The following is a 22,128-nucleotide window of genomic DNA, read 5'->3' on the forward strand; positions in this document are numbered from 1 at the left end:
TTCGCGAGCAAGCTCGCTCCTACGGGTGTTCCCCCATTGCTCTTCGTAGGGGGGAGCCTGCTCGCGAACCCATCCCAACCGCAGCGTCGATCCATGACGGCGCAAGCCAAGGAAACAACCGAATGAAAGTACTGGTCGCGGTAAAACGCGTGGTCGATTACAACGTCAAGGTCCGCGTCAAGGCGGACCACTTCGGCGTCGATCTGGCCAATGTGAAGATGTCCATGAACCCCTTCTGCGAAATTGCCGTGGAAGAGGCCGTCCGCCTGAAAGAGAAAGGCGTCGTCACCGAGATCGTTGCGGTCTCCGTCGGCCCGACCGCTGCCCAGGAGCAACTGCGTACCGCGATGGCCCTCGGCGCAGACCGCGCGGTGCTGGTTGAGAGCAATGACGAACTGAACTCGCTCGCGGTGGCGAAGGCCCTGAAAGCCCTCGTCGACAAAGAGCAGCCGCAACTGGTCATCCTCGGCAAGCAGGCCATCGACAGCGACAACAACCAGACCGGCCAGATGCTGGCGGCGCTGACCGGCTACGCCCAGGGCACCTTTGCCTCCAAGGTCGAAGTCGCGGGCGACAAGGTCAACGTCACCCGTGAAATCGACGGCGGCCTGCAGACCGTTGCCCTGAACCTGCCGGCAATCGTCACCACCGACCTGCGCCTGAACGAGCCGCGCTACGCGTCGCTGCCCAACATCATGAAGGCGAAGAAGAAGCCGCTGGAAATCCTCACCCCCGATGCGCTGGGCATCTCCACGGCTTCCACCGTGAAGACACTCAAGGTGGAAGCGCCCGCCGCGCGCAGCGCCGGCATCAAGGTGAAATCGGTGGCCGAACTGGTCGAGAAACTGAAGAACGAAGCGAAGGTGATCTGATGGCTGTCCTGGTTGTTGCAGAACATTCGAATGGCGCGCTGGGCTCGGCGACGCTGAACACCGTTGCCGCTGCGCAGAAGATTGGCGGCGAAATCAGCGTGCTGGTCGCTGGCCAGAACGTCGGTGGCGTGGCTGAAGCCGCCGCCAGGATCGCCGGTGTTGCCAAGGTGCTGGTCGCCGACAACGCCGCCTACGCTCACCAGCTGCCGGAGAATGTGGCTCCCCTGATCGCAGCTCTTGTTGGTGAGAATGGGGGCAAGGGCTACAGCCACGTGCTGGCCCCGGCCACCACCAACGGCAAGAACTTCCTGCCGCGCGTTGCCGCCCTGCTGGACGTCGACCAGATCTCCGAAATCATCGAAGTGGTCAGCGCCGATACCTTCAAGCGTCCGATCTATGCCGGCAACGCCATCGCTACCGTGCAATCCTCGGCTGCCATCAAGGTCATCACCGTGCGTGGCACCGGCTTCGACGCCGTCGCTGCCGAAGGTGGCTCCGCCGCTGTCGAAGCCGTTTCCGGCCCGGCCGACGCCGGCAAGTCCGCCTTCGTGGGCGAGGAACTGGCCAAGTCCGACCGTCCGGAGCTGACCGCTGCCAGGATCGTCGTTTCCGGCGGCCGTGGCATGGGCAATGGCGACAACTTCAGCATCCTCTACTCCCTGGCTGACAAGCTGGGCGCTGCCGTCGGCGCTTCCCGCGCTGCCGTTGACGCCGGCTTCGTGCCGAACGACATGCAGGTCGGCCAGACCGGCAAGATCGTCGCTCCGCAGCTGTACGTGGCCGTCGGCATCTCTGGCGCCATCCAGCACCTGGCGGGCATGAAGGACTCGAAAGTGATCGTTGCGATCAACAAGGACGAAGAGGCGCCGATCTTCCAGGTCGCCGACTACGGCCTGGTCGCCGATCTGTTCGAAGCCGTACCGGAGCTGGAACGGACTATCTGATCCGGCTCATTCCCCTGGCCGGGCCAGCGTCATCGGCCCGGCGTTTTGCCAACACCTCAAGTAGAAAGAAACAAGAACAATGAATACTCGTCGACTCCCCGTGCTGGTCTCCGGACTGGCGCTGCTGCCCCCGTTCGTCCACGCCGATTTCCTCGCCGACAGCAAGGCCAGCATCGAAACGCGCAACTTCTACTTCAACCGCGACTACCGCCAGAGCGGCGCCGCCCAGTCTAAATCCGAGGAATGGGCGCAGGGCTTCCTGCTGCGCTACGAATCGGGCTACACCGACGGCACCGTCGGCGTTGGCGTCGATGCCCTCGGCCTGCTGGGCCTGAAGCTCGACTCCAGCCCGGATCGCTCCGGCTCCGGCCTGCTGCCGTACTCCGCCAGCGACAAGCGCGCCGCCGATGACTACAGCGACCTCGGCCTGACCGCCAAGCTACGCGTCTCCAAGAGCACCCTGAGGGTCGGCACGCTGCTGCCCAAGCTGCCGGTGGTGCAGTACAACGACACCCGCCTGCTGCCGCAGACTTTCCAGGGCGCGCTGGTGGAGTCGAAGGAACTCGATGACCTCGACCTGCAACTTGGCCAGCTTCGCGAGGTGAAGCAGCGCGATTCGTCCAACGACGAAGACCTGTCGATGACCCGCGGCAACAAGCGCAACATTGTTGCTGGCAGCCACCTCACCAGCGACCGTTTCAATCTCGCTGGCGGGACCTACCGCTGGAGCAACCAGCTCAGCATCAGCTACCACTACGCCAACCTCGAAGACCTCTATCGCCAGCACTACGTGAGCCTGGTGCACACGCTGCCGATCGCCGAGGGTCAGTCGCTGAAGTCCGACATCCGCTGGGCACGCTCCACCGACGATGGCGGCAGCAACGTCGACAACCGCGCGCTCAACGCCATGTTCACCTACAAACTGGGCAACCAGGCGTTCGGCCTCGGCCTGCAGCGCATGTCCGGCGACACCGGCTTCGCCTACCTGTCCGGTACTGACCCATACCTGGTCAACTACGTGCAGATCGGCGATTTCGCCAACAAGGACGAACGCTCCTGGCAGCTGCGCTACGACTTCAACTTCGCCTCCTACGGGCTGCCCGGCCTGAGTCTGATGACCCGCTACCTGCGCGGCGACAACATCGACCTGCTGAACGGGCAGGGCAACGGCAAGGAGTGGGAGCGCGACACCGACGTCGGTTACCTGGTGCAGAGCGGCCCCCTGAAGAACGTCGGCTTCAAGCTGCGCAACAGTACCTTCCGCAGCAGCTTCGGCAACGACATGGACGAAACCCGCTTCATCGTCAGCTACACCTTGCCGATCTGGTAAGTGCGGCTTGGAGCCTCCCGGTCTTGACGATTGGGGGGGGGCCGAGTTTCCGGGCGCTGCGCAGGCAGGCCCGGAACGTACCCCGGCGAGATTCCGAGACGAACGGCGTGAAAGCCCGTGCTTGAGCGAGTGAGGGGATATTTCCTACGTGCTGGCGGTCTCACAAGGCGAGGAAAAGTCTGGTCAGGGCTCGTGTCCTCGGCTTATAAAACCCCTTCGCCGCTGTAGACCCGCAGGGATGGCGGCCCCACGAGATCAAGGAACGATGATGCGACGAGTGACGATGATTCTGCTCGCTGCCGCCCTGTTGCAGGGCTGTGCGCACCAGAAGACCGGCAACCAGTGCGAAGACAACTTCAACACCGAAGGTGGCTTCATTGCCGGCAAGACCTTCACGTCCAACGTCCAGTTGGACATGCCGGTGGCCAAGGTCTTCGACCGGGCGCAGAAGACGCTGGTGAAGGAAGGCTTCACCATCCAGAACGCCGACGAGAAGAGCGGCACCATCTCCGCCTACCAGGGCGTGATCCTGAGCAGCCGCAACGCACCGTTGAACGTTGTGGTGGAAAAGTCGGGCTCCGGCTCCAAGGTAAGCTATGTCTTCGTCACCCTGGGCGGCATGTACACCACCGAGGGCGCGGTGCGTGACGGCTTCTGCCGGTTTACCGATGGGATTCGGCAGTGAGGCCCACTCCCTTAGGAGCGGGCGCTGCCAGCGAATCCATCGCGGGGCGAATCCATTCGTGCCGGTGAATGCACGGCGTGCCGGCAAATTGTAGGAGCGCGCCATGCGCGCCATGCGCGCGATCGCGGGCATGGTCCGCTCCACCCATCCTAGGCACGAGCCTCCTGATATTCCTGAGCCTACGAGCGGACCAGCCTTTCCACGAGGCGGTGGGTCAGCGGGGCGATGACCAGCACCAGCGGGAAGCCGATGCTCCAGCTGGTGAGCCACGCGCCCAGCCAGAGCTGGGCGAAGGCCGGCGTCAGGCCGACGGCGCGCCCGGTGGCAAGCCCGGAGACCAGCAGGGTCATCACGCCGGACAAAATCAGCGCGAACAGAAGCGGTGCGTAACGGCGCGGGATCATGCGTGGGCCTCCTGCGCGTGCTCAAGCTGCGGTTGGTGCAGGCGACCGAGGGTTTCGGCGAAGTGCTGGCCGAACAGCCGCGCGGTCTTCAGGTCGCCGGGGCAGAAGTCCGCGGTGGTCTTCTCTGCCTGGGCCATCAGCCCGGACCAGGAACCAAGGCGGTTGGCGGCTTCCTCGGCAGGCACGCCCAGGTGCTGCTCGGGGAGGATCGGGTTGCCGGCCCAGAGCATGCCGTGCTGCATGCAGAAGGTGAACAGCGAGATCAGCGTGGACTGCTTGTCGCCCGCCGGCAGCGCCGAGACGGTGAAGCCGGCGGCCAGGCGGCCACGCAGCTTCTGCTGGCGCCACAAGGGCCCCGTGGCGTCCATCAGCGCTTTCAGCGGCGCCGAGACGCCGCCCAGGTAGGTGGGCGAACCGAGGATCAGGCCGTGGCAGGCAAGCAGCGCTTGCGGCTGTTCGATCAACCCCTGCGCCTTGAGCAGGTTCACTTCGCAGCCGGGCACCTGGCGGGCGCCGCTGGCGATGGTCTGGGCGATGCGCTCGGTACGGCCGCTGGCGCTGTGGTAGACGATGGCGATGGTTTTCATGGTTTCTCCGCAGGTTGCACGCAGGGGGAAGGCCGCTTGTGGATTGACCTCGGCGGCCTTTGGCGTGAACCTACAAGTTCAAGCGAACTTGAGGTCAAGAGGTGTTGCATGGATATCGCTGACGTAGCCAGGCGTTCCGGCGTGCCGGCATCGACCCTGCGTTTCTACGAGGAGAAGGGGCTGATCGTCTCGCTCGCCAAACCCGGCGCTCGGCGCCAGTTCGCGCCGCAGATTCTCGATCAACTGGCGTTGATTAGCCTGGGCCAGTCGGCCGGGTTCAGCCTGGAGGAAATCCGCTCGATGTTCGCAGGCGACGGCGGGACGAACATCAACCGGCAGATGCTGGCGGCCAAAGCGGACGAGCTGGATGCCACGATCCGGCGCCTGCGGGCGATGAGTCGGGGGCTGCGGCATGCGGCGGCGTGCCCGGCGCCCAGTCATGCGGAGTGCCCGACTTTCCAGCGGCTGGTGAAGGCCGCGGGGGAGAGTGCGCTGGAGGGGAAGAAGGAGCGGGGGCGGTTGAGGAAGGGGGCTGTGTGATGGAACTGGAGCGGGGCGTGCCCTCTACCGGGTTGAGGGCTCTTCATAGGAGCGAGCAAGCTCGCTCCTACAGAGGAACGCTCTGCCCGTAGGGCGAACAACCCGGAACGGGTAATCCGCCGGCTTGGCGGATAACGCTTTAGGCGTTTTGCGCCCTACAGGGAGACGCCCAGCGCGGCGGACAGCCACTCGCAGAACCCTACCGCCTGGGCATTGCGCTCGCTCTGCTGATGCACCAGCAGCGACCAGTTCGGCCCGCGCACGATCTGCTCGCTGAGCGGGGCCAGCAGGCCATTCTCTCGCGCATCGCCGGCCAGCAGCTGGCTCACCAGGGCAACGCCCAGGCCCTGGCTCGCGGCGTCCAGCAGCAGGCCGGGATCGGAGAAGTTCAGGCCCTCGCTGCGCTGGCCGACGTCGGCGCCGCCCTGCAGTTGCCAGTGCGCCCAGTCCATTTCCCGTTCGCCGTGCAGGGTGGTGCGCGTCGGTTCCGGCTGCGCCAGCAATGAAGGATGGCAGGCCGGGTAGAGGCGATCCTCCAGCAGCACGCGGAAGCGGCACTCGGCCTGGGCGGTGAGGTCGTCGCGCACGGCGATGTCGATGGTCTGTGTGGCCATGTCCGGGGTTTCGTCGGTGGTCAGCAGCCAGAGGTCGATCTGCGGGTGGCGGGCGTGGAAGTCGCCCAGGCGCGGCACCAGCCAGTGGCGGGCGAAGGCCGGGGTGGTGTTGACCACCAACTGGTTGGGCTTGCGGTACTGGTCCAGGCGGCGGATGCCTACGGCCAGTTGCTGCAGCATGGATTGCGTGGTGCTGAGCAGGTCGGCGCCAGCGTCGGTCAGCGCCACCTTGCGCCCGGAGCGATAGAATAGCGGCTGTTCGACGAAGCTTTCCAGGCTGCGGATCTGCTGGCTGATGGCCGACTGGGTGAGGTGCAGTTCCTCGGCGGCCTTGTGGAAGCTGCCCAGGCGCGCGGCGGCTTCGAAGCCGCGCAGGGCATTCAGGGGTGGCCAGTGTTTGAGCATGATCGATAAGTCTGCCTAATCAGATTTGCGCAAAATCTATCGTTTGTTCTGACATTTTTACAGGCCTAGCATGGTTGTCAGGCGCCGCTGAACCTTTTCCTTCCGATAAAAATTACTTACCAAAGGCTTGAGTATGCATCGCAACGACGATAGGCAGAACGGCTGGCGTATGCCTGCCGAATGGGTCAACCACGCGGCGACCTGGATGGCATTCCCGCATAACCGTCCGCTCTGGGAGGGCGGCTGGCACGTGACCCTGGAACAGGTGCAGGAAGACTTTGCCCGCGTCGCCAACGCCATCGCCCGCTTCGAGCCGGTGAAACTGGTGGTGGACCCGTCCGCCATGGCCCGCGCCGCCGAGCTGTGCGGGGCCAACGTTGAGCTGGTGCCGCTGCCCATCGACGACAGCTGGTGCCGCGACTCCGGGCCGACCTTCATCTGCCATCCGCAGCACGGCGTTGCCGGTGTGAGCTGGCGCTTCAACGCCTGGGGCGGCAAGTCCGAACACACCCTGGACGAAGGCCTGGGCCGGCGCATTCTCAACCACCTCGGCTTCGATTGCTTCGGTACGCCGCTGTCCAACGAAGGCGGCGCGATCCATGTGGACGGCGAGGGTACGCTGATCACCACCGAGTCGGTGCTGCTCAACCCCAACCGCAACCCCGGCGTCAGCAAGCGCGAGATGGAGGAAATCTTCAGCCGCCTGCTCGGCGTGACCAAGACCATCTGGCTGCCGGGCGACCCGCAGTACGTCACTGGCGATATGACCGACGGCCACGTCGACGGCGTGTGCGCTTTCGCTCGCCCCGGCGTGCTGCTGGTGGATGCCACCCACGATGCTTCCAGTACCTACGCCGAAGTGGCGCGCGAAAATCGTCGTGCGCTGGAGCTGGCCACCGATGCCAAGGGCCGTTCCTTCGAGCTGATCGAGCTGTTCGAAGCCAGCGCGGCGGTGGACCCTGAAGCGGAAGTCTTCTGCGCGTCCTACACCAACTTCTACCTCGCCAATGGCGCGGTGATCATGCCGGCCTACGGCATCGCCGCCGACGACGAAGCCGCGGCGGTGCTGGCCCGCGCCTTCCCCGGCCGCGAAGTGGTGCCGGTGCGCATCAACAACCTGGCCCATGGTGGTGGCGGCGTGCACTGCATCACCCAGCAGCAGCCGGCCTGGCCGCTGGGGGGCCTGTGATGAGCAAGCTGACCGTCGCTGTCCTGCAGTTCTCCTGCAGCTGGGACCTGCCGCGCAACCTTGCCGAAGCCGAGCGCCACGTGCGCGCGGCTGCAGCGGCGGGGGCGAAGCTGATCCTCCTGCCCGAGCTGTTCGCCACGCCGTACTTCTGCATCGAGCAGGACCACGCCCACCTCGCCCTGGCCCAGCCGTATGAGGACAGCCCGCTGCTACAGCGCTTCGCCAACCTGGCGGCGGAGCTCAACGTGGTGCTGCCGATCAGCTGGTTCGAGCGCGCCGGCAACGCCTACTTCAACTCGCTGACCGTGGCCGACGCCGACGGCAGCCTGCTCGGGATGTACCGCAAGACGCACATCCCCAACGCCATCGGCTACCAGGAGAAGGAATACTTCAGTCCCGGCGACACCGGCTTCCGCGTCTGGGACACCGCCGTCGGCCGTATCGGCGTGGGCATCTGCTGGGACCAGTGGTTCCCCGAGACTGCCCGCTGCCTGGCGCTGCAAGGCGCGGAGATGCTGCTGTTCCCCACCGCCATCGGCTCCGAGCCGGGCGCCGAACAGCTGGATTCCCGCGACCACTGGCAGACCGCCCAGCGCGGCCACGCCGCCGCCAACCTGCTGCCGGTGCTGGCGGCCAACCGCATCGGCGAGGAAGTGGCGCCCAGCGATGACGCGCTGCGCATGCGCTTCTACGGTTCGTCCTTCATCACCGACCACAAGGGCGCGCTGCTGGCCGAGGCCGGGCGCAACGAGGCCGCCGTGCTGGTGCGCGAGCTGGACCTCGACCTGGCCCGCGAGGAGCGCCTGACCTGGGGCGTCTACCGCGATCGTCGCCCGGAAATGTACGGCCCGCTGCTCGGCCTCGACGGCCGCCACCTGCACCCGCGCTGGCAAGGAGTCTGACCATGAACAAGCACCTGCTGATCGGCGCGCTGGGGTTGTCCCTGGCGTGCACCCTGCAACTGGCCTCGGCCGAAGAGAAGGTCCTGCGCCTATTCAACTGGGCGGACTACTTCGCCCCCGACACGCTGGCCAATTTCACCAAGGAGACCGGCATCCGCGTCATCTACGACGTGATGGACAGCAGCGAGACGCTGGAGGCCAAGATGATGGCCGGGCACAGCGGCTACGACCTGATCTTCCCCGGCGATACCGTCGCCGAGCGCCTGATGCGTGCCGGTGCGTTGCAGAAGCTCGACGACAGCAAGCTGGAGCACCTGGGCGACATCGAATCGGGCCTGCGCGACCTGCAGACCAAGTACCCGTACTCGCGGCACGCCGTGGTGCCCTATACCTGGGGCAGCATCGGCCTGACCTACAACCAGGCGAAGATCGAGCAGCGCCTGCCCGGCGCGCCGGTGAACAGCCTGGACCTGATGTTCAAACCGGAGCTCGCCAAGCATTTCGCCGACTGTGGCATCTCGATGATCGACTCGCCGGACGAAGTGCTCGCCGTGGTGCTCAACTACCTCGGTCGTGACCCGCGCAGCGGCAAGCCACAGGACCTGGCCGACGCGCTGGCGGTGCTCAACGGCATCCGCCCATACATCCGCAAGTTCCAGTCGCAGCCGGTGACCCAGCTGGTGAATGGCGACCTGTGCCTGTCGCTGGGCTACAGCGGCGACGTGATCCAGTCGCAACGCGCCGCCGACGAGGCGAAGAAGCCTGAGCGCTTCGAATACCGCGTGCCGCGCGAAGGCACTTCGGTATGGATGGACACCATGGCCATCCCCGCCGACGCGCCGCATCCCGAGTACGCCTACGCGCTGATCAACTATCTGATGCGCCCGGACGTGATGGCGGCCATCAGCAACGCCACCGGCTACCCGACCTCCAACGCCAAGGCCCGGCCAATGGTCGAGGCGAGCATGCGCGACAATCCGGACATCTATCTTGATGAGAAGGCCTACGCGCGACTGTTCCCCGGCAAGGACATCCCGCAGCGCGACATGCGTTCGCGGATGCGCACCTGGACCAGCTTCAAGACCGGAACCGGTGGTTGAGGAGGTGAGGATGATGACACGCAGGAACCTGCTCTGCGCCGGCATGACGCTGGCGACGGGCCTTGGGCTCGGCCTGGGCCGCGTCGCCCTGGCGGCGAAACCCTGGTACATGCCCGACGAGCACCGCAAGCAGGAGCGGGTGTTCGTCGCTTACGCGGCGAGCCCTGACGTCTGGGAAGACATCGCTCCGGACGTCAATGCCACGGTGGCGCGGCTGGCCCGCGCGATCGCCGAGTTCCAGCCGGTGACGGTGCTCTGCCGGCCGGAGCAGCAGGCCGAGGCCAAGCGCGCGTGCGGCGGCCAGAACGTCGACTTCCTGCCGGTGCCGGTGGATGACATCTGGGTGCGCGACTACGGCGGCTGCTTCCTGGTCAACGATGCGCCGGGCGGCCTTGCGCTGGCCGATTTCAATTTCAACGGCTGGGGCGGCAAGCAGCACGCCGAGCGCGACCGTGAAGTGTCGGCGGCCCTGGCCGAGGACGTGGAGGCCAAAGCCCTCGTCAGCGAACTGTGCGGGGAGGGCGGCGGCATCGAGGTGGACGGCCACGGCACGGCCATCTTCACCGAGAGCTGCTGGCTCAACGACAATCGCAACCCGGGCTGGACGCGCCCGCGTATCGAGGCGGAACTCAAGCGCATGCTGGGGCTGCGCAAGGTGATCTGGCTGCCGGGCATTCGCGGCAAGGACATCACCGATGCCCATGTGGACTTCTATGCGCGCTTCGTCGAACCGGGCGTGGTAGTGGTCAACCTGGACAACGACAAGCGTTCCTACGACCACGAAGTTACCCGCCGCCACCTGGAGATCCTGAAGAACGCCACCGATGCCGACGGCCGCTCGTTGAAGGTGCATACGTTGCCGCCGCCGATGAAGCCCAAGCCGAGCACGTTCAACCGTGACAACCCGGACTTCGCTGCCGGTTACATCAATTACCTGCCGGTGAATGGCGGGGTGATTGCGCCGAAGTTCGGCGATGCGTCGGCCGATGAGCATTGCCATGCCTTGCTCAGCGAGCTGTACCCGGATCGCGAGATCGTCCAGCTGAACATCGACCCGATTGCCGCCGGGGGCGGTGGCATTCACTGCGTGACGTTGCAGATGCCGGCGGTCTAGCGCGTCTTGGCGATGCGCCATGGCCCTGCGTAGGAGTGGACTCCGTCCGCGATTGGCTCCGCGTCGCGCCGGATACCATCGCGGATGAATCCGCTCCTATAGGTCCGAGCGCCTGCTGTGCGTCGGCGTAACGAATGATGGGTATCGCTGCGCTCCACGCCATCCTACGTTGAGGCGTCCTGCCCGGACGTAGGGCGGCGCATAACGCCCCAAGCGTTATCCGCCGTTTACGGTGCCGGGAAAGCGGCGGCGATCAAGGCGGGGAGGGCAACGCTGGCAGCGCTGGCCAGGGCGAAGTCGCGTTCGCCGTGCAGCGGGCGGGGGGCGGGATTGACGTGGAGGACGGTCGCGCGAAGGCGCCAGGCGATCTCGGGGATTTCCGCCGCCGGGTAGACCACGCCGGACGTACCGACGGAGATCAGCAGGTCGCACTGTTCAGCGGCCTGGAAGGCGTGGGTGATTGCGTCCATCGGAAGGCTTTCGCCGAACCACACCACGCCGGGGCGAAGCGTGCCGCCGCAATGGGCGCAGGCCGGCGGTTGTACACGGCGGCCGGCCTCGGGTTCGTTCGGTACCGGCAGCGGCGCATCCGGCTCGCGCTGGCACTGGAAGCAGTGCGGGCGCTCCAGCTGGCCGTGCAGGTGGGTGACGTCGCGGCTGCCGGCGCGCTCGTGGAGGTCGTCGACGTTCTGGGTGATCAGCGTGAGCTTGGGCACCTTGCCCGCCAGGGCGGAGATGGCCAGGTGTGCGGGATTGGGCAGGGCGCGGTGGACGACGCTGCGGCGCCATTCATACCAGCCCCAGACCAGCGCCGGATCCGCGCGGAATGCTTCGGCGGTGGCCAGGGAGGCGGCGTCGAAACGCTCCCACAGCCCGGTGAGGCGGTCGCGGAAGGTGGCGATTCCGCTTTCAGCAGAAACCCCTGCGCCAGTGAATACCACGACATGGCGAGCTTTGCGTAGCGCATCGACGAGCGCGGAGTCGAGGATCATTGCGGAGCTTCCTGCGGCGTCGGAGCGCTTTCCAGTCGATTGCGCCCGGCGGCCTTGGCGCGGTAGAGCGCGCGGTCGGCGGCTTCGATAAGGGCCTGCGGGCTGCTGTCGCCGCCGGCGGGCAGGGTGGCTATGCCAATGCTCGCGGTGATGCGGCCCAGCGGGCTGCCGGCATGGGTGAGGTTGGCGCCCTGCAGGCGCTGCATGAACTGCTCGGCCACGGACAGGGCGCCGTCAGGGCCGGTATTGGGCAGGATCACCGCCAGCTCCTCGCCGCCATAGCGCGCGGCGAGATCGGCGGGGCGTCGCACGCTGTCAGCGAGGACGCGGCCAATGCGCCGCAGGCAGTCGTCGCCGGCCGGATGGCCGTAGGTGTCGTTGAAGCGCTTGAAGTGGTCCACATCGATCAGCAGCAGCCCCAGCGGCGAGCGTTCGCGATGGGCGCGGCGCAGTTCTGCGATCAGGTGGTCGTCGAAGCTGCGGCGGTTCTCAAGGCCGGTGAGCGGGTCGCGCGAGGCGAGTACTTCCAGTTGGCGGTTCGCCTTGAGCAGGTCTTCGCGGGCGTCGCGTAGCAGGCGCTCGGTGCCAATGCGGCGCTGGATGGCGAGGATCAGCAGGCTGCCGATGACCACGATGATCATCAGCAGGCCGAAGGCGATGGCCACCGTTCGCAGGGCGTCCGAGCGCCAGGCGGCCAGGGCTTCGTCCTTGCCCAGGGCGACCGAGGTCACCAGCGGGTAGCGATCGTTCTTGCGGAAGGCGTAGATGCGTTCGGTGCCGTCCAGCGAGGAAGCGAAGGTGGCGCTGCCGACGTTATTGCTCTGCAGGTACTGGGTGAAGATCGGTGAGCGCGAAAGCACGCGCCCCATGTCGCTCTCGCGGAACGGATAGCGCACCAGCACCTGGCCGTTGCTGATGGCCACGCCGATAGCACCGGTCTTGCCAATGTCGATCTTGCCGAACAGCCGCAGGAAGTCCTGTACACCCAGAGCAGCGACTATCACCCCGGCGAAGTTGCCCTGGGCGTCGTTGTAGCGGCGGCTGACGGTAATTACCCAGACGCCGGTGGCGCGGCTGCGGATCGGCTCGCCGATATAGGCGTCCAGCGAGGGATTGTCGCGGTGGTGGATGAAATAGCCACGGTCGGCGCTGTTGGCGCCAGGCGGGAAGGGGCCGTTGGAGGTCATCAGCCAGTTGCCCTGGGCATCGTAGATGCCGATGCCGTTGAGCTGCGCGAGCAGGTGCTGCTGGTTGCGCACCAGGTCGTTCAGTCGCTGCAGTTGGGGCGCGCCACGTCCCTCGTGCTCCAGGCGTTCGGCCAGGCCGAGCAGCAGCATGGAACTCTGGGTGACGATGCCTTCGACGTAGGTGTCCAGCGCCTGCGTGAGGTTGAGGTTGTGCGTGGTGGTTTCCGCCAGCGTACGCTCGCGCGCCGACCACAGTTCCCAGGCGGTGGCGGCGGCCACGGCGAGGCTGATGATCGACAGCAGGAGGATGGCTAGGCGGATGTCGCGTTTCACTCAGGCCTCGTTGGGTCGGTCCCTGTGGCGGTTGCCGTGCGCGGCGGGCATTGCCCGGCTGGAGAGCAGGGAGACGCCTCCCGCATGCGCCGGGTTACGTGTCGTTCGTCAGACGCCGGGCATGCCGCTGAGTTGCACACGGTTGCGGCCTTTCTGCTTTGCGACGTACAGATGTCGGTCGCAGCGGGCGAGCAACTCGCGTGGCTCGCTCAGGCCGCCCTCGTTGGCCATCGCCGCACCGAGGCTGATGGTCAGGAAGCGCAGGCTGTCGGGCCGGTACAGATGTTCGATGCCCAGGCTCGTCACCTGCTCGCGCAGCCGCTCGGCGACACAGCGCAAGTCTTCGGCGCTGGTCGCCTCCAACAGGATGGCGAACTCCTCGCCGCCATAACGATAGACGTTGGCGCGGCCGCCGCGCAGGGTGCCGACCAGGCTCTCGGCCACCTGGCACAGGCAGTGGTCACCGGCCTGGTGGCCGTAATGGTCGTTGTAGGGCTTGAAGTAGTCGATGTCGGCCATGAGCAGGGCAAAGGGCCGGCCGTGGGCGCGCATGCCATGCCAGCTCTCGTTGAGCTGCAGATCCAGTGCACGGCGGTTGCCTACGCCAGTGAGGCCGTCGGTGGCAGCCAGCTCCTGCAGGCGCAGGTTCAGCGCGGCGAGCTCGGTGCGCTGGCGTTTTTCCTCAAGGTCGGCGAGAAAGGCCTGGCGCACGCCCTTGATGTTGGTCCAGCTGATGAAAAGGCTGAACAGCGCGATGGGCAGGTAGACCAGGGTGAAGATCAGCAGCGGCTTGGCGGCGCCGTCGTGGATCAGCCAGACGTTGTAGAGAATGATCGCCGTGATGATCGCCGAGACCAGCGCGATACCCTTGAAGGAATAGCGTACGCCGAGGTTGCCCAATAGGACGAACACCACCGAGGCGTAGAGGAAGAAGGGCACGTCCGGCGAGGCGCTGCGCTTGAGCAGTTCAAACCAGGCGATGGTGGAGATGATGTCGTGTACCGGCATCAGCAGGTCCATCACCAGCACGCTGCGGCTGAAGCGGAACACCAGGAAGATATTGAGTAGCCCGACCAGGCTCAGGGCAGTACGCAGGAACAGCGATTCCTTGGCCATGTCCGGGATCAGCAGCGCGTCCGCCAGAACGTAGGAGTCGTAGGCGGCCATGGCGATGAAGTTGATCGCCAGCAGGAAGCGCCGGTAATGCTGCACCACGTACGCCTTGTAGGCATCCTGCAGGCGCGGCGGAATTCTCCCCTGGTACTGCTGCCGGGGAGGAGCGGCGGGGAACTCGGGTGCGGTCATCGAGAGTGGGAGCCTGTGTCTGCCATCCAGGGCGAATGCTGGCCAAAGGCTAGAGTAGGGTGCGGCACCATCGGCGTCCAGCAGGGCGATGCATAGGTTGTACCAAAACTTCGGTCCCTGCATATTGGCTCTGTCACGAGGGTCACTAATGGATCTTTATAGGGTGCCAATGCGGCGGCATTATGACCGTATTCACCTGCTGTCGAGGCTTTACATGTACGTACCTGCGCATTTCGAGGAAACCCGCCCGGACGAGCTGCACCGGCTGATCCGCGACTATCCCCTGGGCATCCTGGTGACCGGCCATGACGGCCTGCTGGACGCCAACCACCTGCCGTTCGAGCTGGAACTTTCCGGCGAGCAACCGCTGCTGCGCGCCCACGTCGCCCGCAACAACCCGGTCTGGCAGGAGGCCGAGGGCGAGGAGGTGCTGGTAATCTTCCGTGGCGAGCACGCCTACGTCTCGCCCAACTGGTACCCGAGCAAGCACGAGGCGCACCGCCAGGTGCCGACCTGGAACTACCAGGTGGTGCACGTGCGCGGCCGCCTCAAGGTCATGGACGAGGAGCGCTTCGTGCGCGGCGTGGTCGGCCGCCTGACCCGCACCCACGAAGCGAACGAGGAGAAGCCCTGGAAGATGAGCGACTCCGCCCCGGAATTCATCAGCGGCATGCTGGCGAACATCGTCGGCATCGAGGTGGAGATCGGCGAGATCATCGGTAAGTCCAAGCTCAGTCAGAACAAGGAAGAACGTGATCGCCTGGGCGCCGCCGAGCGGCTGGAACAGCTCGGCAACCCGGAGCTGGCCGGAGCAATGCGGTCGACCAGGGGGTAGGAGCAACTGTCTTCTTCCCGGCAAGTTTGTGCCGACGTTTCCCCCTCACCCCAGCGCCTTCCCAGAGGGACGGGGAGCAGATTGTGCCGGCAGATGCTGTCGTTTCATCCTGCACCGAAAAGCCCCCTCTCCCTTTGGAGCGGGGCGCACAGCCAGGGTTGGGGTTAGGGGCTCTTGATCTCGCAGGTGCGGACTCCCAGGCGGTTCGAGCGGTTGTTGCAGGGGCGGTATCACAGCCCGCCGAGCAGGTCGTGGGAGTCGAGCAGGCGCCAGGCGATTTCCGGATTCTTGTCCATCCCCCTGCGGATCGCGGCGGGAATGGCTTGGCGGGTCTTGCGGCAGAGGCCGGGCTGCTCGTCGAAGTCGAACTCGATGCCGCGCATGGTGCGCACCTCGTTGAAGCCGGGGGCGATGTGCAGGCGGATGCCGAGTTGCTCGTAGAGCTTGTGCTGCATGCGCTCCAGGTCCGCCAGGTCCTTGAGGTTCTCCAGGCGCTCGAGCAGGCGCTGTTCTTCGTGCCGGGTCAGCAGCAGGATGCGCAGGTCTGCGTTGGGAGTTGCCAGCAGGCGTTCCCGGTCGCAGTTGCAGGCACCGGGCGGGCATTGCTGGCGGAGCGGAGGAGTGGTGGGCATGTCCCGATCATAGCGGGGGATCGGGGAATTGCGCAGGGGGATTGCTCTTTGTAGGAGCGAGGGGGACGCCATCGTTCTTGCTCGCGAACGGATTTCCCGGCAGCTCATGTGCTGGGCGGTTCGCGAGCAAGAACTAGACGTCCCCCCTCGCTCCTACAGGTTTCAGTGCGCCGGCTTGCGAATGGTCTTGAGCAGGTCTTCCGGGCTGATCTGCCCGACGATGTTGCTCACGCCTTCGCTGCCCGGCTGCGGCAGACCGAGGATGTGGCCCTTGATCTTGCCGATGACGTGCATCTCGCACGGCTTGCAGTCGAACTTCAGGGTCAGCACTTCGTCGCCGTGGATCAGTTGCATCGGCTGCACCTTGGTGCGTACGCCGGTGACGCCCTTGGCCTGTTTCGGGCACAGGTTGAAGGAGAAGCGCAGGCAGTGCTTGGTGATCATCACCGGCACTTCGCCGGTTTCCTCGTGGGCCTCGTAGGCCGCGTCGATCAGCTGCACGCCGTGGCGGTGGTAGAACGCGCGGGCCTTCTCGTTGTACACGTTGTACAGGAACGACAGGTGCGACTCCGGGTACACCGGCGGTGGGCTGGTCTCGGCCTTGCGGCCACCGCGCGGGTGGGCCAGCACGCGGGCTTCGGTCAGCGCCTCGATGGCCTCGCGGCGCAGCGATTTCAGCTGGGAGTTGGGGATGAAGAACGCCTGCGGGGCGTCCAGTTCGATCCGGTCGGCGTGGTACTGGGTGGTGCCCAGTTGGCCGAGCAGGTCGTGCAACTGCTCCAGCGCCTGTTCCGGCTTGTTCGCGGCGCCGAACGGGCCGTCCAGGGCGACGCTGACGCTGACGCCTTCCTCGCTGGTGGCGGTCAGTTCCAGGCGCTCTTCGCGCAGTTTTGCGACCCACGACAGGCCGATGCGTCGTTCGGCAGAGGTCTTCTGCAGCGCCTGCTGCCAGTTGTGGTCGAGGTTGCGCGACAGCGGGTGGTTCGGGCGCAGGCGGTAGAGGCCCTCGGGCATCTCGTTGGGCTCGACGCGGTAGCGGTAGCGCTTCTCGCCGTCCTCTTCGAACTCACCTTTCGGCTCGGCGATGTTGGCGCGGAAACCGACCACTTCGCGCTTCACCAGCACGTTGAGGCCGTCGCCGTTGGACAGCGGGTCCTTGGTCACCACCAGCATGTCGCGCTTGCCGACCTTTTCCACGCTGCCCACCGGCAGGCCGGTGAAGGTCGGTGAGTCGAACGCCCCGATGTCGATCTTGCGGTCGCTGACAAAGTAGTCGGTGCTGCCGCGGTGGAAGGTCTTGTCCGGGTCCGGCACGAAGAAGTGGTCGGTGCGGCCGCTGGAGGCGCGGGCGAGATCCGGGCGCTCGGCGAGGATGCCGTCCAGGCGCTGGCGGTAATAGGCAGTGATGTTCTTCACGTAGCCCATGTCCTTGTAGCGGCCTTCGATCTTGAAGGAGCGCACGCCGGCGTCCACCAGGGCGCTGAGGTTGGCGCTCTGGTTGTTGTCCTTCATCGACAGCAGGTGCTTCTCGAAGGCCACCACGCGACCCTGGTCATCCTTCAGGGTGTAGGGCAGGCGGCAGGCCTGGGAGCAGTCGCCGCGGTTGGCGCTGCGGCCAGTCTGGGCGTGGGAGATGTTGCACTGGCCGGAGAAGGCCACGCACAGCGCGCCGTGGATAAAGAACTCGATGGCGGCATCGGTCTCGTCGGCGATGACGCGGATTTCCGCAAGGTTCAGCTCGCGGGCCAGCACCAGCTGGGAGAAACCTGCCTGATCGAGGAACTTTGCCCGCTCCAGGGTACGGATGTCGGTCTGGGTGCTGGCGTGCAGCTCGATCGGCGGAATGTCCAGCTCCATGATGCCCAGGTCCTGCACGATCAGCGCATCGACGCCGGCGTCGTAGAGCTGGTGGATCAGCGCGCGCGCCGGCTCCAGCTCGTTGTCGTGGAGGATGGTGTTGATCGTGGTGAACACCCGCGCGTGGTAGCGGTGGGCGAACTCCACCAGCTGGGCGATATCGCTCACCTCGTTGCAGGCATTGTGCCGCGCGCCGAAGCTCGGGCCGCCGATGTAGACGGCGTCGGCGCCATGCAGGATGGCCTCGCGGGCGATGGACACATCGCGGGCAGGGCTGAGCAGTTCCAGATGGTGTTTGGGCAAGGACATGGTTTCTTCTTTATCAGGCGTGCTGGTCAGGTGTGCTTATCAGGTGCGGCACGGGCAATCGCGCATTGTACCGGGCAAACGCCGCGCCGGCATCCGCGGCATGCCGGGCGGTGGCACGGTTGGTCGCCAGTCCACCAGCTCCTCGCCAAACCTGTAGGGGCGGGCGGCTCTTTAGACGTGCGATGGGCGCGCGATCGCGCCCATCGGGCGCTCCTGCAGGTCGCACCGCCACCTCTGGCACTTCTGCAACGCCGTTTTGAACGCCCTTGCAGAACTGCAAAGTGACCCTGCAACCCTGTCTATTCCGCGCTTTGCGGGCATGGATCAAGATTCGTTCGTCCTTTCGGAACACCTCCCCCACTTTCAAGGAACCGAATCATGAACGCCAAGCAATCCCTGCTCGCCGCCTCCCTCGCCCTGGCCATCGGCAACGTTTTCGCCGCCGGCAACCCCACCGTCGAACACAATACCCAGGCCTTCCTCGAAGCCCTGGAAGCCGGCAAGGGCCAGCCGCTGGAAACCCTTTCGCCGAAAGACGCCCGTGCGGTGCTGACTGGCGCCCAGGCGTCGGTGAAGGTCGACCTCTCCGGCACCCAGGTCAGCGAGAAGACCGTGCAGACCGACGTCGGCCCGGTGAAGCTGACCATCGTCCGCCCGGCCGGCGTGAAGGGCACGCTGCCGGTGTTCATGTTCTTCCACGGCGGCGGCTGGGTGCTGGGTGACTACCCGACCCACGCCCGCCTGATCCACGATCTGGTGGTGAACTCCGGCGCGGTCGCTGTCTACGTCGACTACACGCCGTCCCCCGAGGCGCATTACCCGGTGGCGATCAACCAGGCCTACGCCGCCACCAAATGGGTTGCCGAGCACGGCAAGGAGATCAACGTCGACGGCAAGCGCCTGGCCGTGGCCGGCAACAGCGTCGGCGGCAACATGGCGGCAGTGGTCGCGCTGATGGCCAAGGACAAAGGCACGCCCAAGCTGCGCTTCCAGGCCCTGCTGTGGCCGGTGACCGATGCCAGCTTCGAGACCGGCTCGTACAACCAGTTCGCCCAGGGGCACTTCCTCTCCAAGCCGATGATGCAGTGGTTCTGGGACAGTTACACCACCGACCCGAAACAGCGCGCCGAGATCTACGCCTCGCCCCTGCGTGCCACCACCGACCAGCTCAAGGGCCTGCCGCCGACCCTGATCCAGACCGCCGAATCCGATGTGCTGCGTGATGAGGGCGAAGCCTACGGTCGCAAACTTGACGCCGCCGGTGTGGCTGTCACTTCCGTGCGCTACAACGGAATGATCCACGACTACGGTCTGCTCAACGTGGTGAGCAAGGTGCCGGCGGTACAGGCCGCCATGCGCCAGGCCGGTGAAGAGCTGAAGGCTCACCTGCAGTAAGCCGCTTACCTCCCTCGCCACGGGGCGGGGGAGGTCACTTCTCTGAAGGCCTTTTTGGAGAGAATCCCGATGAGCCAGCCCACGCAGCAAGAATCCGTCACCCTGATCATCCGCCACCGCGCGCGCCCCGAGAGCGTCGCCGCCTATGAAATCATCCTGCGCGAACTGACCCGTGCCGCCAGCGAGTTCCCCGGTCACCTGGGTGTGGACGTGATGCGCCAGGGCGACCACTTCACCTCGGTCCTGCGCTTCGCCAGCGCCAACGAACTGCAGGCCTGGCTCGACTCGCCGCAGCGTCACGAGCTGATTGAGCGCGCCAACCCGCACCTGCTCGACGTCGAACAGAAGGAATTGCACACCGCCCATGAATTCTGGTTCACCACCCCGGACAACCCGCAGAAGCAGCCGCCGCGCTGGAAGCAGGCGGCCATTTCCTACCTGGTGATCCTGCCGCTGGTGATGCTGGTGCCGCAGCTGTGGCGCCCGCTGTTCGCGCAGGTCCCGCTGCTGGGCAGCTTCGTGCCCGCCAACATGCTCATCGTCGCGACCATCGTCCTGCTGGTGGTCTACGTTTTCATGCCACGGGCCACGCGCCTGTTCTCCGCCTGGCTCAATGCCCGCTGATCGAAAGAGGAACTTCGCCATGTACGCCGACCTGATCCTGACCAACGGCCGCTTCCACACCATCGACCGCGAGAAACCCGAGGCCACCGCGGTGGCCATCGCCGACGGCAAGTTCATCGCCGTCGGCACCGAAGCCGAGGCCATGGCCTTCCGCGCCGGCGCCACCCGCGTCATCGACCTCAAGGGGCGCACGGCGATCCCCGGCCTCAACGACTCGCACCTGCACCTGATCCGCGGCGGGCTGAACTACAACCTCGAACTGCGCTGGGAAGGCGTGCCGTCCCTGGCCGACGCCCTGCGCCTGCTGAAAGAGCAGGCCCTGCGCACGCCGTCGCCGCAATGGGTGCGCGTGGTGGGTGGCTGGAACGAATTCCAGTTCGCCGAGAAGCGCATGCCGACCATCGAGGAGCTGAACCAGGCCGCGCCGGACACCCCGGTGTTCGTCCTGCACCTGTATGACCGCGCGCTGCTCAACCGTGCGGCGCTGCGGGTCGTCGGCTACACGAAAGACACCCCGAACCCACCCGGCGGCGAGATCGTCCGCGACAGCAAGGGTGAGCCCACCGGCATGCTGGTGGCGCGGCCCAACGCGATGATCCTCTACGCGACCCTGGCCAAGGGGCCGAAGCTGCCGTTCGACTACCAGGTCAACTCCACCCGCCAGTTCATGCGCGAGCTGAATCGCCTGGGCGTCACCAGCGCCATCGACGCCGGCGGCGGCTTCCAGAACTACCCGGACGACTACCAGGTGATCGAGCAGCTGGAGAAAGACAACCAGCTCACCGTGCGCATCGCCTACAACCTGTTCACCCAGAAACCCAAGGAAGAACTGGCCGATTTCAAGAACTGGACCAGCAGCGTCCAGTACGGCCAGGGCAGCGACTTCCTGCGGCACAACGGCGCCGGTGAGATGCTGGTGTTCTCGGCGGCCGACTTCGAGGACTTCCTTGAGCCCCGCCCCGACCTGCCCGGCACCATGGAGGCCGAACTGGAGCCGGTGGTGCGCCACCTGGTCGAGCAGCGCTGGCCGTTCCGCCTGCACGCGACCTATGACGAGTCCATTTCGCGCATGCTCGATGTGTTCGAGAAGGTCAACCTGGACATCCCGTTCAACGGCCTGCACTGGTTCTTCGACCACTGCGAAACCATCTCGCCGAAGAACATCGAGCGGGTGAGGGCGCTGGGCGGCGGTATCGCCATCCAGGACCGCATGGCGTTCCAGGGCGAGTACTTCGTCGATCGCTACGGCAAGCAGGCCGCCGAGGCCACGCCGCCGATCAAGCGCATGCTGGCCGAAGGCGTGCCGGTGGGCGCCGGCACCGATGCCACTCGCGTCTCCAGCTACAACCCCTGGACCTCGCTGTACTGGATGGTCAGCGGCAAGACCGTCGGCGGGATGGAGCTGTACCCGGAAGGGCTGCCTCGCAGCACCGCGCTGGAGCTGTACACCCACGGCAGCGCCTGGTTCTCCAGCGAACAGGGCAAAAAGGGAATGATCAAGGTCGGGCAGATGGCCGACCTGGCGGTGCTCTCGGCGGACTACTTCAACGTGCCGGAGGAAGAGATCAAGGCCATCGAATCGGTGCTGACCGTGGTGGACGGCCGTGTTGTGTTCGGCAGCGGCGACTTCGAGCGCCAAGCGCCGAGCGCTATCCCGGTGCTGCCGGACTGGTCCCCGGTGGCAAAGGTCCCCGGCCACTGGCGTCCGCAGGCTCCGCTGCAGAATGCCGTGCACCAATGCGTCGGTTCCTGCGGCGTGCATGGCCACAGCCACGAACGCGCCCGCCAGTCGAGCGTGCCGGTGAGTGACTTCCAGGGCTTCTGGGGCGCCTTCGGCTGTTCCTGCTTCGCCTTCTGAAGCTCGCGCAGCGACCTGGAGCTCTTCTGTAGGAGCGAGCTTACTTGCGAACCCGCTTAACGCCGGATCGATCGGGCGAAGGGCATTTCGTGAGCAAGCTCGCTGCTACAGGGAG

The 22,128-nt window shown here is 65.8% G+C and carries 21 protein-coding genes; 13 read left to right on the forward strand and 8 right to left on the reverse strand.

Annotated features, from left to right (window positions below; genetic code table 11):
- The first annotated feature begins 122 nt into the window (after positions 1-122).
- The 4 genes from ACIPK7_RS27390 to ACIPK7_RS27405 all read left to right on the forward strand — a co-directional run bounded on the left by ACIPK7_RS27390 (position 123) and on the right by ACIPK7_RS27405 (position 3,831).
- Positions 123-872, forward strand: a complete 750-nt coding sequence (locus tag ACIPK7_RS27390; RefSeq protein ID WP_401091390.1) for an electron transfer flavoprotein subunit beta/FixA family protein — start codon at positions 123-125, stop codon at positions 870-872.
- Entirely contained in the window at positions 872-1,816 is a 945-nt protein-coding gene (locus tag ACIPK7_RS27395) for an electron transfer flavoprotein subunit alpha/FixB family protein (protein WP_401091392.1), read from the forward strand. Before ACIPK7_RS27390 ends, ACIPK7_RS27395 begins: the two co-directional genes overlap by 1 nt.
- Positions 1,817-1,895: 79 nt before the next feature.
- On the forward strand, positions 1,896-3,146 hold the full coding sequence (locus ACIPK7_RS27400) for an OprD family porin (RefSeq protein ID WP_401091394.1): 1,251 nt from the start codon (positions 1,896-1,898) through the stop codon (positions 3,144-3,146).
- A gap of 283 nt (positions 3,147-3,429) precedes the next feature.
- Entirely contained in the window at positions 3,430-3,831 is a 402-nt protein-coding gene (locus tag ACIPK7_RS27405; RefSeq protein WP_081520563.1) for a hypothetical protein, read from the forward strand.
- 179 nt (positions 3,832-4,010) lie between these two features.
- Here ACIPK7_RS27405 and ACIPK7_RS27410 read toward each other — a convergent pair whose 3' ends face one another.
- Together ACIPK7_RS27410 and ACIPK7_RS27415 are read right to left on the reverse strand one after the other, a co-directional pair.
- Complete coding sequence (locus ACIPK7_RS27410; protein WP_401091396.1) at positions 4,011-4,235, reverse strand: DUF2798 domain-containing protein; 225 nt, start codon at positions 4,233-4,235, stop codon at positions 4,011-4,013.
- Positions 4,232-4,822, reverse strand: a complete 591-nt coding sequence (locus ACIPK7_RS27415; RefSeq protein WP_401091398.1) for a flavodoxin family protein — start codon at positions 4,820-4,822, stop codon at positions 4,232-4,234. Before ACIPK7_RS27415 ends, ACIPK7_RS27410 begins: the two co-directional genes overlap by 4 nt.
- A 108-nt stretch (positions 4,823-4,930) precedes the next feature.
- Between ACIPK7_RS27415 and ACIPK7_RS27420 the strand changes: the two genes are divergently transcribed.
- A complete protein-coding gene (locus ACIPK7_RS27420) occupies positions 4,931-5,362 on the forward strand; it encodes a helix-turn-helix domain-containing protein (RefSeq protein ID WP_401091400.1) in 432 nt (143 codons plus the stop codon).
- A 155-nt stretch (positions 5,363-5,517) separates the two neighbouring features.
- Here the strand turns inward: ACIPK7_RS27420 and ACIPK7_RS27425 are convergent, their stop codons facing one another.
- On the reverse strand, positions 5,518-6,381 hold the full coding sequence (locus ACIPK7_RS27425) for a LysR substrate-binding domain-containing protein (RefSeq protein WP_401091402.1): 864 nt from the start codon (positions 6,379-6,381) through the stop codon (positions 5,518-5,520).
- Positions 6,382-6,514: 133 nt separating this feature from the next.
- On the opposite strand from ACIPK7_RS27425, the gene ACIPK7_RS27430 reads away from it, so the two are divergent.
- The 4 genes from ACIPK7_RS27430 to ACIPK7_RS27445 are packed head-to-tail and all read left to right on the forward strand — an operon-like array spanning position 6,515 to position 10,686.
- On the forward strand, positions 6,515-7,570 hold the full coding sequence (locus tag ACIPK7_RS27430; protein WP_401091404.1) for an agmatine/peptidylarginine deiminase: 1,056 nt from the start codon (positions 6,515-6,517) through the stop codon (positions 7,568-7,570).
- The gene (aguB, locus tag ACIPK7_RS27435; protein WP_401091405.1) at positions 7,570-8,472 is read left to right on the forward strand and encodes an N-carbamoylputrescine amidase; all 903 of its coding nucleotides are present in this window, start codon (positions 7,570-7,572) and stop codon (positions 8,470-8,472) included. The genes ACIPK7_RS27430 and aguB overlap by 1 nt, the downstream gene beginning before the upstream one ends.
- A gap of 2 nt (positions 8,473-8,474) precedes the next feature.
- Positions 8,475-9,572 (forward strand): extracellular solute-binding protein, encoded by a 1,098-nt coding sequence (locus ACIPK7_RS27440; RefSeq protein WP_401091407.1) that lies wholly within the window; start codon positions 8,475-8,477, stop codon positions 9,570-9,572.
- 10 nt (positions 9,573-9,582) lie between these two features.
- Positions 9,583-10,686, forward strand: a complete 1,104-nt coding sequence (locus ACIPK7_RS27445) for an agmatine/peptidylarginine deiminase (RefSeq protein ID WP_401091409.1) — start codon at positions 9,583-9,585, stop codon at positions 10,684-10,686.
- Between the two features lie 227 nt (positions 10,687-10,913).
- Here the strand turns inward: ACIPK7_RS27445 and ACIPK7_RS27450 are convergent, their stop codons facing one another.
- The 3 genes from ACIPK7_RS27450 to ACIPK7_RS27460 all read right to left on the reverse strand — a co-directional run bounded on the left by ACIPK7_RS27450 (position 10,914) and on the right by ACIPK7_RS27460 (position 14,503).
- Positions 10,914-11,675, reverse strand: a complete 762-nt coding sequence (locus ACIPK7_RS27450) for an SIR2 family NAD-dependent protein deacylase (RefSeq protein WP_401091433.1) — start codon at positions 11,673-11,675, stop codon at positions 10,914-10,916.
- Positions 11,675-13,198, reverse strand: a complete 1,524-nt coding sequence (locus ACIPK7_RS27455) for a diguanylate cyclase (RefSeq protein WP_401091411.1) — start codon at positions 13,196-13,198, stop codon at positions 11,675-11,677. The genes ACIPK7_RS27450 and ACIPK7_RS27455 overlap by 1 nt, the downstream gene beginning before the upstream one ends.
- A gap of 108 nt (positions 13,199-13,306) precedes the next feature.
- Positions 13,307-14,503 (reverse strand): GGDEF domain-containing protein, encoded by a 1,197-nt coding sequence (locus ACIPK7_RS27460; protein WP_401091413.1) that lies wholly within the window; start codon positions 14,501-14,503, stop codon positions 13,307-13,309.
- Between the two features lie 214 nt (positions 14,504-14,717).
- Here ACIPK7_RS27460 and ACIPK7_RS27465 point away from each other — a divergent pair, with 214 nt between their 5' ends.
- On the forward strand, positions 14,718-15,338 hold the full coding sequence (locus ACIPK7_RS27465; protein ID WP_401091415.1) for an FMN-binding negative transcriptional regulator: 621 nt from the start codon (positions 14,718-14,720) through the stop codon (positions 15,336-15,338).
- Positions 15,339-15,568: 230 nt separating this feature from the next.
- On the opposite strand, the gene ACIPK7_RS27470 is transcribed toward ACIPK7_RS27465, so the two are convergent.
- Positions 15,569-15,970, reverse strand: coding sequence for a hypothetical protein (locus ACIPK7_RS27470; RefSeq protein WP_401091417.1), 402 nt, complete (start codon positions 15,968-15,970; stop codon positions 15,569-15,571).
- Between the two features lie 162 nt (positions 15,971-16,132).
- Positions 16,133-18,136 carry a U32 family peptidase gene (locus ACIPK7_RS27475; RefSeq protein ID WP_401091419.1) on the reverse strand — a complete coding sequence of 668 codons (2,004 nt, stop codon included), beginning with the start codon at positions 18,134-18,136 and terminating at the stop codon, positions 16,133-16,135.
- A gap of 378 nt (positions 18,137-18,514) precedes the next feature.
- On the opposite strand from ACIPK7_RS27475, the gene ACIPK7_RS27480 reads away from it, so the two are divergent.
- From ACIPK7_RS27480 to ACIPK7_RS27490, 3 genes are all read left to right on the forward strand, one after another.
- Positions 18,515-19,531 carry an alpha/beta hydrolase gene (locus ACIPK7_RS27480; protein ID WP_192431020.1) on the forward strand — a complete coding sequence of 339 codons (1,017 nt, stop codon included), beginning with the start codon at positions 18,515-18,517 and terminating at the stop codon, positions 19,529-19,531.
- Between the two features lie 69 nt (positions 19,532-19,600).
- The gene (locus ACIPK7_RS27485) at positions 19,601-20,155 is read left to right on the forward strand and encodes an antibiotic biosynthesis monooxygenase (RefSeq protein WP_192431021.1); all 555 of its coding nucleotides are present in this window, start codon (positions 19,601-19,603) and stop codon (positions 20,153-20,155) included.
- Between the two features lie 19 nt (positions 20,156-20,174).
- On the forward strand, positions 20,175-22,013 hold the full coding sequence (locus ACIPK7_RS27490; RefSeq protein ID WP_192431022.1) for an amidohydrolase: 1,839 nt from the start codon (positions 20,175-20,177) through the stop codon (positions 22,011-22,013).
- Positions 22,014-22,128 lie beyond the last annotated feature (115 nt).

The organism is Pseudomonas sp. NPDC086581, assembly GCF_044746165.1.
Taxonomy (GTDB): Bacteria; Pseudomonadota; Gammaproteobacteria; order Pseudomonadales; family Pseudomonadaceae; genus Pseudomonas.

Bases quoted from the DNA above. Each gene is read 5' to 3' on its own strand.
- ACIPK7_RS27390 (WP_401091390.1), top strand. From the start codon at position 123: ATGAAAGTACTGGTCGCGGTAAAACGCGTGGTCGATTACAACGTCAAG.
- ACIPK7_RS27395 (WP_401091392.1), top strand. From the start codon at position 872: ATGGCTGTCCTGGTTGTTGCAGAACATTCGAATGGCGCGCTGGGCTCG.
- ACIPK7_RS27400 (WP_401091394.1), top strand. From the start codon at position 1,896: ATGAATACTCGTCGACTCCCCGTGCTGGTCTCCGGACTGGCGCTGCTG.
- ACIPK7_RS27405 (WP_081520563.1), top strand. From the start codon at position 3,430: ATGATTCTGCTCGCTGCCGCCCTGTTGCAGGGCTGTGCGCACCAGAAG.
- ACIPK7_RS27410 (WP_401091396.1), bottom strand. From the start codon at position 4,235: ATGATCCCGCGCCGTTACGCACCGCTTCTGTTCGCGCTGATTTTGTCC.
- ACIPK7_RS27415 (WP_401091398.1), bottom strand. From the start codon at position 4,822: ATGAAAACCATCGCCATCGTCTACCACAGCGCCAGCGGCCGTACCGAG.
- ACIPK7_RS27420 (WP_401091400.1), top strand. From the start codon at position 4,931: ATGGATATCGCTGACGTAGCCAGGCGTTCCGGCGTGCCGGCATCGACC.
- ACIPK7_RS27425 (WP_401091402.1), bottom strand. From the start codon at position 6,381: ATGCTCAAACACTGGCCACCCCTGAATGCCCTGCGCGGCTTCGAAGCC.
- ACIPK7_RS27430 (WP_401091404.1), top strand. From the start codon at position 6,515: ATGCATCGCAACGACGATAGGCAGAACGGCTGGCGTATGCCTGCCGAA.
- aguB (WP_401091405.1), top strand. From the start codon at position 7,570: ATGAGCAAGCTGACCGTCGCTGTCCTGCAGTTCTCCTGCAGCTGGGAC.
- ACIPK7_RS27440 (WP_401091407.1), top strand. From the start codon at position 8,475: ATGAACAAGCACCTGCTGATCGGCGCGCTGGGGTTGTCCCTGGCGTGC.
- ACIPK7_RS27445 (WP_401091409.1), top strand. From the start codon at position 9,583: ATGATGACACGCAGGAACCTGCTCTGCGCCGGCATGACGCTGGCGACG.
- ACIPK7_RS27460 (WP_401091413.1), bottom strand. From the start codon at position 14,503: ATGACCGCACCCGAGTTCCCCGCCGCTCCTCCCCGGCAGCAGTACCAG.
- ACIPK7_RS27465 (WP_401091415.1), top strand. From the start codon at position 14,718: ATGTACGTACCTGCGCATTTCGAGGAAACCCGCCCGGACGAGCTGCAC.
- ACIPK7_RS27470 (WP_401091417.1), bottom strand. From the start codon at position 15,970: ATGCCCACCACTCCTCCGCTCCGCCAGCAATGCCCGCCCGGTGCCTGC.
- ACIPK7_RS27475 (WP_401091419.1), bottom strand. From the start codon at position 18,136: ATGTCCTTGCCCAAACACCATCTGGAACTGCTCAGCCCTGCCCGCGAT.
- ACIPK7_RS27480 (WP_192431020.1), top strand. From the start codon at position 18,515: ATGAACGCCAAGCAATCCCTGCTCGCCGCCTCCCTCGCCCTGGCCATC.
- ACIPK7_RS27485 (WP_192431021.1), top strand. From the start codon at position 19,601: ATGAGCCAGCCCACGCAGCAAGAATCCGTCACCCTGATCATCCGCCAC.
- ACIPK7_RS27490 (WP_192431022.1), top strand. From the start codon at position 20,175: ATGTACGCCGACCTGATCCTGACCAACGGCCGCTTCCACACCATCGAC.